The organism is Phenylobacterium sp. (assembly GCF_036495085.1).
Classification (GTDB): Bacteria; Pseudomonadota; Alphaproteobacteria; order Caulobacterales; family Caulobacteraceae; genus Phenylobacterium.
Genome location: NZ_DASXNL010000027.1, coordinates 17,106 through 33,958 on the forward strand (window position 1 = coordinate 17,106; position 16,853 = coordinate 33,958).

Annotated in this window: 16 protein-coding genes and 1 tRNA gene; 14 read left to right on the forward strand and 3 right to left on the reverse strand. The window is 65.9% G+C overall.

Annotated features, from left to right (window positions below):
* Positions 1-12 precede the first annotated feature (12 nt).
* From VGI62_RS04395 to ssb, 6 genes are all read left to right on the forward strand, one after another.
* A complete protein-coding gene (locus VGI62_RS04395) occupies positions 13-303 on the forward strand; it encodes a flagellar protein FlaG (protein ID WP_331503175.1) in 291 nt (96 codons plus the stop codon).
* A gap of 179 nt (positions 304-482) precedes the next feature.
* Positions 483-1,310 carry a flagellin gene (locus VGI62_RS04400; protein WP_331503176.1) on the forward strand — a complete coding sequence of 276 codons (828 nt, stop codon included), beginning with the start codon at positions 483-485 and terminating at the stop codon, positions 1,308-1,310.
* A gap of 156 nt (positions 1,311-1,466) precedes the next feature.
* Positions 1,467-4,295 carry a ubiquitin-like domain-containing protein gene (locus VGI62_RS04405; protein WP_331503177.1) on the forward strand — a complete coding sequence of 943 codons (2,829 nt, stop codon included), beginning with the start codon at positions 1,467-1,469 and terminating at the stop codon, positions 4,293-4,295.
* A 32-nt stretch (positions 4,296-4,327) separates the two neighbouring features.
* Positions 4,328-5,038 (forward strand): hypothetical protein, encoded by a 711-nt coding sequence (locus VGI62_RS04410; protein ID WP_331503178.1) that lies wholly within the window; start codon positions 4,328-4,330, stop codon positions 5,036-5,038.
* Between the two features lie 40 nt (positions 5,039-5,078).
* Complete coding sequence (locus tag VGI62_RS04415; protein WP_331503179.1) at positions 5,079-5,468, forward strand: hypothetical protein; 390 nt, start codon at positions 5,079-5,081, stop codon at positions 5,466-5,468.
* Between the two features lie 162 nt (positions 5,469-5,630).
* Positions 5,631-6,107 carry a single-stranded DNA-binding protein gene (gene ssb / locus VGI62_RS04420; RefSeq protein WP_331503180.1) on the forward strand — a complete coding sequence of 159 codons (477 nt, stop codon included), beginning with the start codon at positions 5,631-5,633 and terminating at the stop codon, positions 6,105-6,107.
* 190 nt (positions 6,108-6,297) lie between these two features.
* On the opposite strand, the gene VGI62_RS04425 is transcribed toward ssb, so the two are convergent.
* A complete protein-coding gene (locus VGI62_RS04425; protein ID WP_331503181.1) occupies positions 6,298-6,771 on the reverse strand; it encodes a DUF3617 domain-containing protein in 474 nt (157 codons plus the stop codon).
* A 364-nt stretch (positions 6,772-7,135) separates the two neighbouring features.
* Here VGI62_RS04425 and gyrA point away from each other — a divergent pair, with 364 nt between their 5' ends.
* From gyrA to VGI62_RS04445, 4 genes are all read left to right on the forward strand, one after another.
* Positions 7,136-9,922 carry a DNA gyrase subunit A gene (gene gyrA, locus VGI62_RS04430; protein ID WP_331503182.1) on the forward strand — a complete coding sequence of 929 codons (2,787 nt, stop codon included), beginning with the start codon at positions 7,136-7,138 and terminating at the stop codon, positions 9,920-9,922.
* 77 nt (positions 9,923-9,999) lie between these two features.
* Positions 10,000-10,494 (forward strand): pantetheine-phosphate adenylyltransferase, encoded by a 495-nt coding sequence (coaD, locus tag VGI62_RS04435; RefSeq protein WP_331503183.1) that lies wholly within the window; start codon positions 10,000-10,002, stop codon positions 10,492-10,494.
* A 46-nt stretch (positions 10,495-10,540) separates the two neighbouring features.
* Positions 10,541-11,410, forward strand: coding sequence for a peptidylprolyl isomerase (locus tag VGI62_RS04440; protein WP_331503184.1), 870 nt, complete (start codon positions 10,541-10,543; stop codon positions 11,408-11,410).
* Positions 11,407-11,871: a peptidylprolyl isomerase gene (locus tag VGI62_RS04445; RefSeq protein ID WP_331503185.1), complete on the forward strand. Its 465-nt coding sequence runs from the start codon at positions 11,407-11,409 to the stop codon at positions 11,869-11,871. Before VGI62_RS04440 ends, VGI62_RS04445 begins: the two co-directional genes overlap by 4 nt.
* Positions 11,872-11,984: 113 nt before the next feature.
* Here VGI62_RS04445 and VGI62_RS04450 read toward each other — a convergent pair whose 3' ends face one another.
* The gene (locus tag VGI62_RS04450) at positions 11,985-12,938 is read right to left on the reverse strand and encodes an endonuclease/exonuclease/phosphatase family protein (RefSeq protein ID WP_331503186.1); all 954 of its coding nucleotides are present in this window, start codon (positions 12,936-12,938) and stop codon (positions 11,985-11,987) included.
* Positions 12,939-13,006: 68 nt separating this feature from the next.
* Between VGI62_RS04450 and queA the strand changes: the two genes are divergently transcribed.
* Together queA and tgt are read left to right on the forward strand one after the other, a co-directional pair.
* Positions 13,007-14,083 (forward strand): tRNA preQ1(34) S-adenosylmethionine ribosyltransferase-isomerase QueA, encoded by a 1,077-nt coding sequence (queA, locus tag VGI62_RS04455; RefSeq protein ID WP_331503187.1) that lies wholly within the window; start codon positions 13,007-13,009, stop codon positions 14,081-14,083.
* The gene (tgt, locus tag VGI62_RS04460) at positions 14,083-15,204 is read left to right on the forward strand and encodes a tRNA guanosine(34) transglycosylase Tgt (protein WP_331503188.1); all 1,122 of its coding nucleotides are present in this window, start codon (positions 14,083-14,085) and stop codon (positions 15,202-15,204) included. Before queA ends, tgt begins: the two co-directional genes overlap by 1 nt.
* Here tgt and VGI62_RS04465 read toward each other — a convergent pair.
* The gene (locus tag VGI62_RS04465) at positions 15,189-15,776 is read right to left on the reverse strand and encodes a hypothetical protein (protein WP_331503189.1); all 588 of its coding nucleotides are present in this window, start codon (positions 15,774-15,776) and stop codon (positions 15,189-15,191) included. The genes tgt and VGI62_RS04465 overlap by 16 nt on opposite strands.
* Positions 15,777-15,916: 140 nt before the next feature.
* Here VGI62_RS04465 and VGI62_RS04470 point away from each other — a divergent pair.
* Positions 15,917-15,991, forward strand: a tRNA-Lys gene (locus VGI62_RS04470).
* Between the two features lie 227 nt (positions 15,992-16,218).
* Entirely contained in the window at positions 16,219-16,587 is a 369-nt protein-coding gene (locus VGI62_RS04475) for a VOC family protein (protein WP_331503190.1), read from the forward strand.
* Positions 16,588-16,853 lie beyond the last annotated feature (266 nt).

The window sequence follows — 16,853 nt, forward strand, 5'->3', positions numbered from 1 at the left end:
ACGAGAGGAGAGATGGAAAACAAGGTTGCGATGCTCGCAGCCACCCCCGATCCGACCTTCGGCCAAAAGCCCGCCGCGCCGCGTCCCGATACGGGGAACAAGGCCGACGGCGCCGCTCAAGGCCCGGATCCGGAGGATCTGCGACTGGTCATCGAAGAGGACAAGGCCGCTGGCTCGTACGTCTACAAGACGATCGATCGGCGCACCGGTGAGGTCATCCAGCAGTTGCCTCGGGACCAGGTCCTGAAGCTGCGTGAAGCCCTCGACTACGAAGCCGGCGACGTCGTCCGAACCAAGGCCTAGTCCGCCGCCCCGACGTTAAGGGACGGTCCGAACCCGATTTACCGCCCCGGCGCGCCGGCGGCGGCGAGACGCGTTTGGCGTTAACCTTCTGCTCACCACGAATCCATAGCCTCGCTGTGAGCCGGCCATGCGACTCGTCCGAACGCGGGCGACGGGCTGGCGAGAAGGAGACTGGTTCGATGGCGCTGAGCGTACATACCAACGAGGCCGCCCTCATAGCGCTTCAGAACCTGAACAAGACGAGCTCGGATCTTGGTGAGGTTCAGAACCGCATCAGCACCGGCTTGAAGATCAATAGCGCCAAGGACAACGCCGCGGTCTGGGCCATCGCCCAGGGGCAACGGGCCGACATCGGCTCGCTCGGCGCAGTGAAGATGAGCCTGGACCGGGCCACCTCGATCGCCGACGTCGCCTCGACCGCCGGTTCGAACATCTCCGATCTGCTGGTGCAGATGAAGGAGAAGGTCGTGGCCGCCATGGACCCCTCGCTCGATCAGGCCTCCCGCGCCGCGATCGACTCGGACTTCAAGTCGATCCTTCGCCAGATCACCCAGGTGATCCAGAACGCCAATTTCGACGGCGCGAACATGCTGGATGGCAGCGTCCCCCAGATCAAGTTCATCGCCAACGCCCAGGCCAACAGCTTCATCACGCTGTCCTCGCAGAACCTTTCGCTGGGCGGGTCGATCGTCACCATCCCGTCCACGGCGTCGCTGACGACGGTCACGCTTGCAACCGCCGTCCTGGCCCAGGTGACCGCCTCGATCAGCAACACCAACGGTGCGCTGGGCAACCTTGGCTCGCAGAGCAAGGAAATCAGCAATCACGCGACTTTCGTCTCGCAGCTCACCGACCAGTTGACGGCCGGCGTGGGCAACCTGGTCGACGCCGACCTCGCCAAGGAGAGCGCGAGCCTCCAGGCGCTGCAGGTTCAGCAGCAACTGGGCGCCCAGGCCCTGTCGATCGCCAACCAGGCCCCGCAGGTGATCCTGTCGCTCTTCAAATAAACCCTTTCCGTTGGGGCTTGAGTAAGGGCCCGGGCGGCTTTGTCGCCCGGGTCTTTTCTTGAGTATTTTCCGACCGAACGGCCGCCACCTTAACGAAGCCTCAGGGGTCTTGCCGGCATGCTGGCGCCGCGGGGCCTTGTCCGCAAAAGGCGTAACATGCAGATCGGCGTAGACCAGAGCTACGTGCTGGGGCTGTTCAACAATACGAACACCAACAGCAACGGTATCATCAACCTGGACCTGTCCAGTCTGATGACGGGGACGAGCGAGTCGGCCGCGGCGAACGTTCCGGCCCAACCCGTCGCACCGACGCCGCCCTGGGATTCCGGCGAGACACCAGCCCAGACGACCGCCGCCGTGCAGAGTGCGCTCGCAGGCCAACCGATCGTAAATCCAAGCGCAGCCCAGCTCGACCTGCCCGGAGCCAGTACGGACTACAGGAACCTCTTTGCGCTCTACCAAGGCCTTGGGACGCTGCAGGATATCGCGACCCAGGCGCAAGCGAAGGGGAATACGCCAGTCGATCAGACGCAGCTGGCGAAGGCTTTCGCCAGCGGCCTCAATCAGATCTCGAGCTTTGTCGGCACAACAAATTTCGATCAGCTTAGGCTCGCCGACGGTTCACTCTCGAGCACCCAGGCCGCGACGCTGACAGTCCCGAAAGCTGCGACCAGCTACGTCACGCCACCGATTGCGACGTCGGGGACCGACCCGGTTCCGGCTTTCCAGGGCTCTGTGCAATTCAACATATCGATCAAGAGGATAGGAGTGACTTATAATGTTCCGATCAATCTTGACGACATGGGCTCCCAGCCGCGCAACCTGGTCAACGTCCTAGGCTACGTCAACCAACAGCTGGCGGCGGCGGGCGTCGAGACACGCTTCCAGACGCAGCGCACGCCTGGTCAGCCCAACACAGTCACGGTCGGCGGAAAACCCTTCACCCTGCCGACCAGCACGCCCGACGAGTACGCGCTCAAGGTCGTGGTCGGCACCGGCGAGACGGTGAGCTTCAGCGCGCCGGCGACGGCGGGTGCGGTCTACGTGGCGCAGACAGTCGGCGATCCGAACCCCGATCATGACCCCACGACGAACGATTCGGACACCCGGCAACAGCTGCTGAAATTCCAGACCGACACGACCAACGTCGACGCGCCGCCGCAGATTCCGGGCCAGGCGAACTTCGTCCCCGGCCGCACCTTCGCCGATACGCTCGGTCCAGAGGTGAAAGACGTTCACGCCACGCAGGTCGGAAGCGACGGCTCGGTCTATGTGCTCGCCGACGTCACCGGCACGACCGCCGGGCAGGCCCTCCAGGGGACGCAGGACGTGGCGCTGCTGAAGTACGATTCGGCCGGCAAGCTGATCTACACCCGCACCCTCGGGGCGGCCGGCTCGGCGACGGGCCTTGGGCTGGCGGTGTCCGCCGACGGCAAGGTGGCGGTGACCGGATCGCTCACCGGCACGCTAACCGGCTCCACGGACGGCGCGCTTAATTCGGGGGACACCGGCTCCTTCTCGGCGGACACTGACAGCTTCGTCACGCTCTACGACTCGAGCGGCAACGAGGTGTGGACGGCCAGGCGCGGGTCGCGACTCAACGACGAGGCCGACGAGGTCGCCTTTGGCGCCGACGGCACGGTCTATGTCGCCGGCCGCGCGCAGGGCGCCATGCCGGGAAACTCGACGCCCATCGGCGGCTATGATGGCTACATCGAAGCTTTCACCACGACCGCCCAGGGTACGCCCAAGGCGACCTTTACGCAGACCTTTGGAACCACCGGGTCGGACAAGCCGCAGGGACTGGTGGTCAGCGGCAATTCGCTGATCACCGCGAGCGTCGAGAACGGCCACGCGGTCTTGCGCAACTACGACATTTCTTCTGGCGCGCCGGTGCTCGCAGCCACACGCGACCTGGGCGACCTTCAGGGCGGCAACATCGCGGGCCTGGCTCTGAACGGCAGTCAGGTCGTGGTCGCCGGCTCCACCACCAACAGCGCTCTTTCGGCCGGCACGATAACTCGGGCCGCCTCGGGCGGAACGGACGCCTTCGTCGCGACGGTGTCTGCCGATCTCTCGACGAGCTCCAGCGACGCGATCGCCTACTACGGCGGTGCGGGCAACGACACGGCGACCGCCCTGGCCGTCGCCAACGGCCAGGTATGGATCGCGGGCCAGGCCGGCGCCGATCTGCCGGGCCAACAGGCTGTAGGAACCACGGACGGGTTCCTGGCCAACATCAATGTCGCAACGGGCTCGATCGATGCGTCGCAGCGGTTCACGGGTAAAGACAACATGGCGGTCCCTTCGGCGATCGCCGTCGACCCGACCGGCGCCAGCGTGCTGGACAGGCTTGGCCTGCCGACCGGAACCCTGACCATGGCGGACTCGCAATTGCTGGTCGCTCAGAGCTCGCTGCGAGCCGGTGACCAGTTCACCGTCAAGCCGGGTGACGGAATTACAACGACCATCACCATCGACCCGAACGAAACCCTCAAGACCCTGGCCCAGAAGATCCAGCGCGCGACAGGATTTGAGGCCACCGTGACCGTGGGGGGTACGCTGAACGGCCAACAGCAGTTGCACATCTCGCCGGTGAACCCGCGGATGACCATCGAGATCGGAGCGGGCAAGGGCGACAAGGACGCCCTGGGGCTGCTTGGCCTTACGGAGGGCGTGATCCGCGCGACCACGACGAATGCGGCGGGCCAGTCGGTTCCGGGCGACGGCAAGAGCCAACTCTACGGCCTGGGGCTTACGAGTAGCCTCAACCTCAACGATCCCAGCCAGATCAGCCACGCTGTGGCCCAGGTTGCGGCAGCCATGGGCGTCCTGCGGCGAGCTTATCAGGACCTGGTCACCGCAGCGTCGCCGAAGAGCGCCGTGCCTCCGGCGGCCGCGGCCAGCGCCAGCGGGACGGTGCCGCAATACCTGACCGACCAGATCGCCAACCTGCAGGCCGGTCTCGCGCGCCTGACCGCGTGATCGGCGCCTCCGGCGCGCCTTGAAACCGGCCAATGCGGGGTCTAGCGAGGGTCATGGACTTCCTGAAGGATCGTAGGACACTGCTGGCGCTCGCCGGCGCCGCCGTGGCGCTCATGGCGGGGCTTGCGATCGCCTGGACCCTTGTGGCGGCCCACCGCGGCGAAAGGGCGGCTGCGCCGCCGGCGTCGCAGGCTGGACTGGTGATCGACTCCGCCGACCTACCCGACGGGCGGATGGACCCGGCCAAGCCGCTGCGTTGTTTCGTGGCCGGCCAACCGGTCGGCGAACTGACGCTCGCCGAGTGCGCCAAGCGCAACGGCGTCTCCACCGACTCCCTCGATGTTGGCGTGGATCAGACCGGAGCGCTTGCCGCGGCCGATCCTGCCGTCCCGGTGCTGACACCGATTCCGCCCCCCACGACGGCCGAGGCGCTTGATCCGGGCCCCCCTGAGCCCACGCCGGCCCCCGCCGCTTCGCCGCCGCAGGTCGCGGGCGGCGGCGCCGGCTCCTGCTGGCGGTTTGCGGAAGGCCAGTGGCGCAAATATTCCAGCGACATGACGCTGGGCGCCTGCGTCCAGACCTTGTTCGCCGGGCGCTGTGAACGGGGCGGCGAGGCCGCCTACGGCCGCTGGGGCCAGCAGACCCTGCGCGTTTCCTCCGGGCGGGTGGAGATCTCCAGCGACAACCACAGCTTCCACGCGCTGGCCGATCAGTCCGGCTGTGCTACTTCCTCCGCAGGCTGACTGCTCGTGCATGACGCCGGGCTTCTTTAGGATTTGGCGCATGCAACGCTTGGCCCAACTGGCTTCTGTCGCGATCCTCACTGTCTTGACAGCCGCGCTCGGCGGCTGCGCCAAGCGCACAGAGCCGCCCGGTGATGTCGGGGTCTGCTACCATGTGGTCCCGCAGAAGGACGGCAAGCTGAAGTTCAACAAGCTGGTCAACGCACCGAACCTCGAGACCTGCGCGGCCAACCTGGAGGCCATGCGGGTGAAATTCCTGCGGATGGGCGGGACGCAACAGGACATCTACGGCGCCTATCAGGCGAATTTCCTCTTCCTGCAGCAGGAGGGCGTTCTGACCTCCACCAGCCTGGAAGGCCCGCGCTACGTGGCGCTGGTCCGCACCGGCGACGGGCGGTTGGCCATTCCTGGCGCGATGCCAACCCAATAGGCCGCCACGGCGGAATGCCTGTGGACGGTTCCGCCTTGAGGCGAACGTAACAGGAACAACCTCTTGCCGAAGCCTTAACGGATCGCTAGCCTGCGCGCGGGCCATTGGTCCGCGTACGAATGGGGCTGACAGCCCGCAACCACGGAAGCTTAGGACATCGACATGGCGGGCAGCGTCAACAAGGTCATTCTGGTGGGCAATCTCGGGGCTGATCCCGAAATTCGCTCGCTCACCTCCGGCGATCGGGTCGCGAACCTGCGGATCGCAACCTCGGAATCCTGGCGTGACCGGAGTTCGGGCGAGCGTAAGGAAAAGACCGAATGGCACCGCGTCGTGGTGTTCAACGAGAACATCGTAAAGGTCTGCGAACAGTACCTGCGCAAGGGCGCGAAGGTTTACGTCGAAGGCGCGATCCAGACGCGCAAGTGGACCGATCAGTCGGGCGTGGAGAAGTATTCCACCGAGATCGTGCTGCAGAAATTCCGCGGTGAGCTGACCATGCTCGACGGCCGTGGTGAGAACGCCGGCGAGGGGGATGCCGGCGGTTACAATGGCGGGTTCTCCTCGGGCCCGCGGGCCCAGAGTTCGGCTCCGCGCGAGGATTTCTCAGCCGACCTGGATGACGAGATTCCGTTCTAGGCGCGCCGTTTTACCAGTCGGTTCAAGTGCTTACGGGTGTGCGCGTCAGCGCCCCCTCCGAACCGGCCGTGTGGCTTTCACCGCATCCGGCTCTTTATCCCCGATCTTCGAGCAAAGCGGTGATCGGGGAGGTCAGGCGCTTGCGCCTGACCGGGCGGTCCCTCGGGGGTGCGGGCCCTGCGCGGGGCTGTCAGCCCTGGGCCTCGCCTTGGTCCTCGACCGGGCAGGTGTCGGCCAGACGCTTGGCGTCGGTGCTGGCGCGGACCGGCACCGATAGCCCGCCGATCTGGGGAACGATGCGCGCCTCAATGTGGAGCGCGTCGCTGGTGAAGGTTCCCTGGCCGGAAATCGGGATTGCGGGGCCGTCCCGCGTTGAGCATGTGCCCTCAAGCCGAATCTTGCCGCTTTCGATCTCCCGCGTCGGATAGGTGCAGGTGTAGATGTGGTTGATCGAGCCCTGCATGAATTTGGCGACGTCCTGTGGCTTGATGCAGCGGCGCTCCGTCTTCCTGGTCGGGAAGGGCGAGGTGACCTTGTTGGTGGTTTCCCAGTAGCCAGGGCTGATCGAGTTTTGCGCAGCGGCGGGCCAGGCGGCGACGAGCGCCACGGCAAATGGGACTGCAAGCAGCGGGGCGACGACCAGGAGGGGTTGCGATCGGGTCATTGGCTCACATGACATCAAGAGATTGCGGCGGACTTGGGGGTGCGGCGCGGCAACCTCAAGGAGGGGGCTCAACGGGCCGGATGCTGAACACGACCGTGTTGCCTCAGGCCGGATCGGAAGGCGTGGGCGCCTGACGCCATGGCGCGGGTTCGCCGAGGCGCCGGCAGCATGAATTTGGGATCCCCTGTCGAACCTGCTTCTTAAGGCGCCGAAGTCGCGCGGTCACCGGTTGTCTGCACGCGCGGGGTAGGGCGGCGATTTCACGCACGCGCGTACGCGCGTGCGAGAGTTGGCTTGCAGGCCTTGGCAGTGCTAATCATGACCCCCACTGAAGCAGTCCGATTCTAACGGCTAAATCCCCATCTTGACCGACGACAGCATCACCCCGCCGGCCGACCGGCATGGGGGCATCGCCCCTATCGCGATCGAAGACGAGCTGAAACGCTCCTACCTCGACTACGCCATGAGCGTGATCGTCAGCCGCGCGCTGCCTGACGTTCGAGATGGCCTAAAGCCGGTTCACCGGCGGATCCTGTTCTCGATGGGAGAGCAGGGCCACACGCCCGATCGATCCTACGTGAAGTCCGCCCGCGTGGTCGGCGACGTCATGGGTAAGTACCACCCGCACGGCGACCAGGCGATCTACGACACCCTGGTGCGGATGGCCCAGCCGTTCTCGATGAACCTGCTGCTCATCGACGGCCAGGGGAACTTCGGCTCGGTGGACAACGATCCGCCGGCGGCCATGCGCTACACCGAATCGCGGATGACCAAGGCCGCGGTCGCGATCCTGGCGGACCTCGACAAGGATACCGTCGACTTCAAGGACAACTACGACGGCTCCGAGAGCGAGCCCGTGGTGCTGCCCTCGCGCATTCCAAACCTGCTGGTCAACGGGTCCGGCGGTATCGCCGTCGGCATGGCGACCAACATCCCGCCGCACAACCTGGGCGAGGTGATCGACGCCTGCCTGGCCTACGTCGACGATCCCGAGGTCACCCTCGAGGCCCTTCTCGACATCGTTCCCGGTCCTGACTTCCCGACCGGGGGCGAGATCATCGGCAGGACCGGGGCGCGCCAGGCGCTGATGACCGGGCGCGGCTCGGTGATTATGCGCGGCAAGGCCTCCATCGAGGAGATCCGCAAAGAACGCGAAGCGATCATCATCCACTCGATCCCCTACCAGCTGAACAAGGCTGCCCTGGTCGAGCGGATCGCCGAGCTGGTGCGCGAGAAGCGGATCGAAGGCATCTCCGACCTGCGGGACGAGAGCGACCGTCAGGGAATGCGTATCGTCATCGAAATGAAGCGCGACGCCAGCGCCGAGGTGATCCTCAACCAGCTCTACCGATATACCCCGCTGCAATCCTCGTTCGGCGTGAATGCGCTGGCGTTGAACCGTGGGCGGCCGGTGCAGATGGGCCTGAAGGACATGGTCACGGCCTTCGTGGATTTCCGCGAAGAGGTGGTCGTCCGGCGCACCAAATTTGAACTCTCGAAGTCGCGCGATCGGGGCCACGTGCTGGTCGGCCTGGCCATCGCCGTGGCCAATATCGACGAGTTCATCCACATCATCCGTTCGTCGAAGGACCCGACGGAGGCCCGCGAGCGCTTGATCGCCAAGGACTGGCCGGCCGGCGACATGCTGCCGCTGGTCGAGCTGATCGCCGACCCGCGCACCCTGGTGATCGACGGGAACAAGATCAGACTCTCCGACGAGCAGGCGCGCGCCATCCTGGCGCTGACGCTTTCACGCCTGACGGGGCTTGGGCGTGACGAGATCTTTGGGGAAGCGCGTACGCTGGCCGACGCGATCCAGGGCTACCTCGAGCTTCTGGCGTCCCGCGCCGCGGTGATGGCGATCGTTCGCCAGGAACTCGTGGAGGTCCGCGAGGCCTTCGCTGTGCCGCGCCGCACCGAAATCGTCGAGGGCGACGCTGACGTCGAGGACGAGGATCTGATCGTCCGCGATGACATGGTCATCACCGTCACGCACGGCGGCTATGTGAAGCGCACGCCGCTATCGATCTATCGGACGCAGAAGCATGGCGGGAAGGGTCGTTCCGGCATGGCGACCAAGGACGAGGACGCCGTCACCCGCGTGTTCTCGGCCAACACCCATACTCCGGTGCTGTTCTTCTCGTCGGGCGGCAAGGCCTACCAACTCAAGGTCTGGCGCCTGCCCGTCGGCACGCCGACCTCACGCGGCAAGGCGTTCGTCAACCTGATGCCGATCGAGCCTGGTGAAACGGTGACCTCGATCCTCCCGCTACCTGAGGACGAGGCGACCTGGGACCAGTACGATGTGATGTTCGCCACCCGCTCGGGCGGCGTGCGACGCAACAAGCTCTCCGACTTCATCGGCATCAAGCGCAACGGCAAGATCGCCATGAAGCTGGACGAGGGCGACCAGATCATCGGCGTCGGTGTCTGCAACGCCGGCGAGAACGATATCCTGCTCACCACGGCCCTTGGCCGCTGCATCCGCTTCGCTGTGGACGAGGTCCGCGTCTTCGCCGGCCGCGACTCGACCGGCGTGCGGGGCGTGCGGCTGGCGACGGGCGACAGCGTGATCTCGATGGCGATACTGCGCGCGGTGCCGGCTACGCCCGCCGAGCGCACGGCCTATCTGAAGCACTCAAAGCTGATGCGAACGGCCACCGAGGGCGACGACAGCGAAGAGGCGTCAGCGATCGAGGAAGAGGAGATCGCGGGCGAAGACCAGGTGAGCCTCACCCCTGAACGGATCGCTGAACTGGGCGCCGCGGAAGAAATCATCCTGACCGTCTCCACGGAAGGCTACGGAAAGCGGACCTCGGCCTATGAGTTCCGTCGCACCGGCCGCGGCGGCCAGGGGCTGCTGGCGCAGGATCTCACGCGCAAGGGCGGTCGGCTGGCGGCCTCGTTCCCCGTGGATGAGAGCGACCAGATCCTGATGGTGACCGACCAGGGCCAGCTGATCAGGACGCCGGTGCGCAAGGTTCGCCTGGCGGGACGCAACACCCAGGGCGTCATCGTATTCCGTACCTCCGAGCAGGAGCACGTGGTCTCAGTCGAACGCTTGGCGGACACCGATGAGGACGAGGACGACGATGTGACCGAAGCCGAAGCAGCGGGGGACGGGGACGCGCCGGAGCCGTCTGAGGACTGACCGTCGGCAAGTTTCCCCTTGCCAGAAGCGCGCTCCGCAGCGAAAGCCGACATTCGGGAGTTGGGGGACCAAGCCGCATGACCCGTGTCGGGCTCTATCCGGGCACTTTTGATCCGATTCACAACGGACACACCGACATCATCGGGCGTGCCGTCAAGCTGGTGGACAAGCTCGTCCTGGGCGTCGCCATCAACACCGGCAAGGGGCCGATGTTCGATCTCGAGGAGCGCGTGGCGATCGTCGAGGAGGCCGTGGCCCCCTTGCGCAACCGCGCCGAGATTCTGGTGCAGCCCTTCGAAGGCCTGACCATGCACTTCGCCCGCGAGGTTGGCGCCGGCATTATCGTCCGCGGGCTGCGCGCGGTCGCCGACTTCGAGTTCGAGTTCCAGATGACAGCCATGAACCAGCAGTTGGACCGCGAGATCGAGACCGTGTTCCTGATGGCCGATCCGCGCCACCAGGCGATCGCTTCCAAGCTGGTCAAGGAGATCGCGCACCTCGGCGGTGACGTCACCAGTTTCGTCAGCCCGGGCGTCAAGGACCGGCTTCTCGCCAAGGTGGGCCGTCATTGATCCTGCCGCTGGCCCCCGGCGCCTTCGGCCATTACGAGTGAGCGTCATGAGAACAGTCCTACTCGCCGCCTGCGCCGTCGCCGTCGCCACATCAGCCGCTGCCGCACCCAGGAAGGCCGCTCCCGCCCCCCCGGCGGCGGCTGCGCCGTCAGCGCCCGGCCCGGCCGACTGGCGCGTGCCGGACCCCAACGACGTCCTGGTCATCGACACCAACAAGGGCCGCATCCTCGTCGAGATGATCCCCGAGATCGCGCCACAGCACGTCACCCGGATGCGCGAGCTCGCGCACGAGAACTTCTTCGACGGCCTGCGCTTCTTCCGGGTGATCGAGGACTTCATGGATCAGACGGGAGACCCACAGAACTCGGGGCAGGGCGGCTCGTCCAAGCCGAACGTGACAGCGGAATTCACCTTCCGTCGGGGCCCGGATCTGCCTTTCGTCATGGTGGCCGACCAGACCGTGGCCGAGGTCGGCTTCATCAAATCCATGCCGGTGATGAGCCAGTCGATGATGCTCGGCGCCATGACCAAGGACCAGAAGGTCACGGCCTGGTCGCTCTACTGCCCAGGCGTGGCGGGCATGGCCCGGGATGACAATCCGGACTCCGGAAACAGCCAGTTTTTCTTGATGCGCGCGGCCTTTCCCTCGCTCGAAAAGAAGTACACCGCGTGGGGTCGGGTGATCAGCGGCCAGGACGTCGTCAAGGCGATCAAGGTGGGTGAGCCGGTGGCCGATCCGCAGGACCGCATGGAACGTGTTCGCCTGCTCGCCGATTTGCCTGAAAAGGACCGGCCCAAGGTTCGGGTGATCGATCCGAAGGGACCGTGGTTCAAGGCTCAGGTCGAGCAGGTGCGCGCGTCCAAGGGCGCGGCCTTCTCGGCTTGCAATGTAGATATTCCTGTGGAGGTGCAATGATGGACACTGAGAACACCCTGATCATGGAGCTCTCCACCGGACCGGTGACCATCAAGCTGCGTCCCGACCTTGCCCCCGGCCACGTGGCGCGGATCAAGGAACTGGCCCGGGAAGGCTTCTACGATGGCGTCGTCTTCCACCGCGTGATCCCGGCCTTCATGGCCCAGGGCGGCGACCCGACCGGAACCGGAACAGGCGGGTCGAAGAAACCGGACTTGCCGGCCGAGTTTTCGAAGGAGCCTCACGTGCGCGGGGTGTGTTCGATGGCGCGGACGGCGAACCCCAATTCGGCTAACAGCCAGTTCTTCATCTGCTTCGATTCCGCGCGTTTCCTCGACAATCAGTACACGGTCTGGGGCGAGGTCACGGAGGGCATGGAACATATTGACGCCTTGCCCAAGGGTGAGCCGCCACGCGATCCGGGCAAGATCATCTCTATGAAGGTCGCCGCGGACGCCTAAGGGCTCGCCCGCTAGGGAGGTCTTCGTGAGCTCCGGCGCGCCCACCGACGACGTGGGCGGACCAAACCTCCGAGGCCGCCACGCCGCCTTACGCGACCGGTTGGATGCTGGCCTCAGGACCGCGCGGCCGGCGCCAGCGTGACCAACACGGGGTAATGGTCGGACCCCAGAGGGGGCCCATGCTCCACCTTCACCGTCGCCCAGCCCGGCCCCGCGTAGACGTGGTCGATCGGCAGAATGGGGATTGCGGGACTCCGTCCGGCGATCGGCCAGGTGAACAGCGCACGGGTGCGTCGTATCAATCCGAAACCAACGTCGTCGCGACGCCGCGCGAACGACCACGGCGTGGAATTGAAGTCACCTGCAAGGATGGTCAGAGACGCTGGGTAGCTGCGGATGATCGGCATGAATGCGTCGTGTTCGGCCTGAAGCGACGGCTGGGTCGGCCAGGGCGCATGCACGCCCAATACCGTCACCCTGCCGGCGGGCGTCGAAAGCACCACTCCGTTCATCTCCAGAGGACCGGTGGCGTTGTCGCGCGGCCGGATGATCTCGAGGGGGCGCTGGCGGGTGAATAGCATGACGCTGGAACGCCCGGAGACCGACCACCATCCGGCTTGCTCGAAAGCCTGACGCAACCGGCCGTTGGATTCCTCCACGACCACCACGTCCGGCTTCTCGACGCCCAGCCAGGCCAGCGGACGGTTTGTCCCTCCCGCCCCGTCCCAAGCATTGAACTGGACAACCTTGAAGGTCGGCTGTGCGTCAGGCGGCGCTTTGGGTCCGGTCGAGCGGATGTACTCAGGCGCCACCAGGAAGGCTGCGGCCAGGGTGCACGCCAAGCCTGCCGCAAGGACGGGCATGCGTAGGCGCCCGGCGAACACCAGAGCCATCAGGCTGGCCGCCACGCCGACCGCCAAGTAGATCGGCGCGAGGTGGGTAAGGAGATCCCAGGTCGGGCTCCACCGCCCGAGCTGGGCCAGGCCTGCGGCGAACGCGCAGAGCGTCGCACCGACCAGGATCGGCGGCCCAAGCAAGGCGGTGAGCAACAGTCGCGGGGAAACCATCTGGGTCCTTCCGTAGCACGGTCCGCGACTTGACGGGAAAGGCCGCGCGTGGCCTTCACGCCCCTTCCATGCAGCTTGCCGATTTCGACTTCGACCTCCCCGACGACTGCATCGCGCTCCGGCCCGCGAAGCCGAGGGACGCTGCGCGCCTTCTGCTGGTGTCGCCGGGCGAGGCCCTGCGGAACCTCCTGGTGAGCGATCTGCCGGGCGAGCTCCGGCCTGGCGACATACTGGTGCTCAACGACACCCGCGTGATTCCGGCCAGGCTCAAGGGCGTGCGCCATCGGGACGGAAATCAGGTGGCGGTCGAGGCGACCCTGCACCGGCGGCTCGCGGCCCACCAATGGACCGCCTTCATGCGGCCGGGCAAACGGCTCGCGCAAGGCGATCGGATCGTGTTCGGCGAGCAAGCCGACCGGGCCTGCTTCCTGGGCGCGCTCGACGCCACGGTGACCGGCAAGGGGGAGGGTGGAGAGGTTACGCTGAGCTTTGACCTGGCCGGCCCCGACCTGGACGCGGCCATTGCCGAGCGCGGCGCGATGCCTCTGCCCCCCTACATCGCCGCCAAGCGCGCACAGGATGAGCAGGACCGGCGCGACTACCAGACCGTCTATGCCGACGAGGACGGTTCGGTGGCGGCGCCGACGGCGGGCCTGCACTTCACGCCGGAACTTTTCGCGCAGCTCGCCGAACGCGGCGTGGAAACGGTTTTCGTTACCCTGCACGTCGGAGCGGGCACGTTCCTGCCGGTGAAAACCGAGACAGTGTCCGAGCACCGGATGCACGCCGAGTGGGGAGAAGTTGACTCAGCGATAGCGGACCGGCTGAACAACGCTCGACGGTCCGGTGGACGTATTGTCTGCGTCGGCACCACCTCACTGCGGCTATTGGAATCGGCGACTGGCGAGGATGGCGTGATCCGGCCTTTCGAGGGCGAGACCGCGATCTTCATCACCCCGGGCTATCGCTTCCGCGCCGCGGACGGCCTGATGACCAACTTCCACCTTCCGAAGTCGACGCTTTTCATGCTGGTCAGCGCCTTTGCCGGGCTGGATACGATGCGCAGCGCCTACGCCCACGCGATCGCCACCGGATACCGGTTCTATTCCTACGGCGATGCGAGCCTGCTCTGGAAAGCGGCCTGATGGCCGCCTTCCCCTTCACCATTGCGGCGACCGACGGCAAGTCCAGGACAGGCGTGCTTGCGACGCCGCGAGGCGAGATCCGCACACCGGCCTTCATGCCGGTCGGCACGGCCGGAACGGTCAAGGCGCTGACCGTCGAGCAGGTCGACGCCACCGGCGCCGACATCATCTTGGGTAACACCTATCACCTGATGCTGCGTCCGACGGCCGAGCGGGTCGCAAGGCTCGGCGGCCTGCACCGGTTCATGCGCTGGGAACGGCCGCTCCTGACCGATTCCGGCGGCTTTCAGGTGATGTCCCTGTCCAGGATCTCGAAGGTCACGGAGGACGCGGTCACCTTCCAGAGCCATATCGATGGTTCCCGCCATGTACTGAGCCCCGAACGCTCCGTCGAGATCCAGGCAGATCTCCTCGGCTCGGACATCGTCATGCAACTCGATGAGCTGGTCGCGCTGCCGGCCAGCCAGGACCGCACGGCCGACGCCATGCGGCGTTCCGCGCGCTGGGGCGAACGATCGAAAAGGGCGTTCGGAACGCGCGACGCCCAAGCCCTATTCGGCATCCAGCAGGGCGGAACTTGCGACGTCCTTCGCAAGGAGTCTGCCGAGCGTCTGATCGAGACGGGCTTCGACGGCTACGCGATCGGTGGCCTCGCGGTAGGCGAGGGGCATCAGGGAATGGTGGAGGTCCTGGACTTTGCGCCGGCCATGCTGCCGCCCGAGCGGCCGCGCTACTTGATGGGCGTCGGCAAGCCGATCGACATTGTCGAGGCTGTCGCCAGGGGCGTCGACATGTTCGATTGCGTCCTTCCTACACGCTCCGGCCGCCACGGGCAGGCGTGGACCTGGGAGGGCTCGGTCAACCTCAAGAACGCGCGCTTCGCCGACGATGACAGCCCCTTGGACGAAACCAGCTTCTGCGCGGCGTCACGCGACTATTCCAAGGCCTACCTGCATCACCTTGTGAAGTCCGAGGAAATTCTCGGGCAGGTGCTGCTCTCCTGGCATAACCTTGCGTTCTTCCAGCAACTGATGAGCGCGTTGCGCCAGGCGATCGCGGAAGGTCGGATCGACGAATTTCGAAGGGAGTTCGCAGGTCGGCAGGTTCAGCGGATCGGGTAGCGGGGCTTCATCGACTGATCGATCACTGGGCTGCCGGCGAGTATGTGCGAGGGCGTCGACGGCGGATCGCAGCCCTTGGCCTCGCCCAGCCCCTTGAGGTAGGCCCGGCGCACAGCTCCGGCGGTGATGGCGGCCTGCACCAGATGGTCATGGCGCTCAGCTCCCGTGAGCTTGCGCACCCAGCCGCGGAAGGGGATTACGTCCGAGGCGGCGCCAGCCATCAGGCCCATCGCCGTGGTGCGCCCGCGGCCCAGGAGATCGTCCGAGTCGGGTTGGGGGGCGTCGAGATCGGCGCCCAGGGCGTCGTTTAGCGGCTCCAGCAGCACGCTGAGTTGTGCGCAAGTTTGCGAGGGGGGCCGCTCGTAAGGATCGGCCATGGCCTGCAGCAACACCTCGGGGATCTTTGTGCGCAGCACATTCAGGTCCCGCAGCGGCGCCTCTGCCACGCCCTTCAGGTTCGCGCGATCGGCTTCGGTGGTGGTCTCCACCTTGGGTGATCCATCGGCCCGCGTGGTCGTGCAGCCGCTGATCATCAAGGCGGCGGCGACAGCAGGGAGGACAGCGTAGCGCATCAGGTCGTAATCTAGCGGACAGCAGGCGGCATTGTAGCGCTTAGCGGCGCCGCAGATAAGCGGCGTCGCACCCTTGCGTGCGGCCGACGCGGCGCCTAAGGTCCGCGCCGCTTCGCCAGGGCCCTTCGGACCCGCGTTGTGGGCCGGTAGCTCAGTGGTAGAGCATTCGACTTTTAATCGAATGGTCGTGAGTTCGAACCTCACCCGGCCTACCAATAATTTTAAGTGGTTAGCGGAAAACGGGCCTCTAAAATCGGGCGAAAAAGCGCTTGAGGTGACGCCTGGGCTAGCGGGATTCCTCCTTGATCCCTGCGGCAGCCGGTCGCGTGGGCCTTGGGGCGACGGGCGAGGCCCTCGGCTTGGGGCCTCCATCAGCACCTGGGACTTCCACCGCGACGCGCGAGGTAGCTACTATGATCGCCGCGATGATCAGGAGGCCCTGATGCTGGGCGACTGCACGATCACGGCCATGCTGCCGACGACGAGGCCGGAAGCGGCGAAGCAGTTCTATTCGGACGTCCTTGGCCTGGAGCTCGCTTCGGAAGACCAGTTCGCCATTACCTACCGCACGGGCGCCGGGTCCCTTCGGCTACAGAAGGTGCGCGCCTGTACGCCACATCCCTTCTCGGTGCTTGGCTGGACGGTCCCCGACGTACGGGCAGCTGCAAGGTCACTTGCGGCGAAAGGGGTGTGTTTCGAGCGGTTCGACGGCATGGAACAGGACGAACCGGGCGTATGGACGCCGCCCGGTGGGACGACGGGCGTCTGCTGGTTCAAAGATCCAGAAGGCCACCTTCTGTCGCTAAGTTGAACGTCTGCGACCGGTGGCGACAAGCGCGACCTCTGGCTCGTGACCGACCGGCGGTCGGCCTGTGCGCGGCATCTAGTGCTCGATCCCGAAGCGGCGCAGTCTCGATTTCCCGACGCAAAGGACCCAGTACCTATGGCCGCAAATCATCGACTGAGCTTTGACGTCGAGTGCCCTACTTGCGGCGCCACAGGCAGGGTCGTGGCGATCGAGGAGGCGGGGCCGCCGTTCGCGGACGCGCCACGCCGTACCTATTCCGCCGGGAGTTT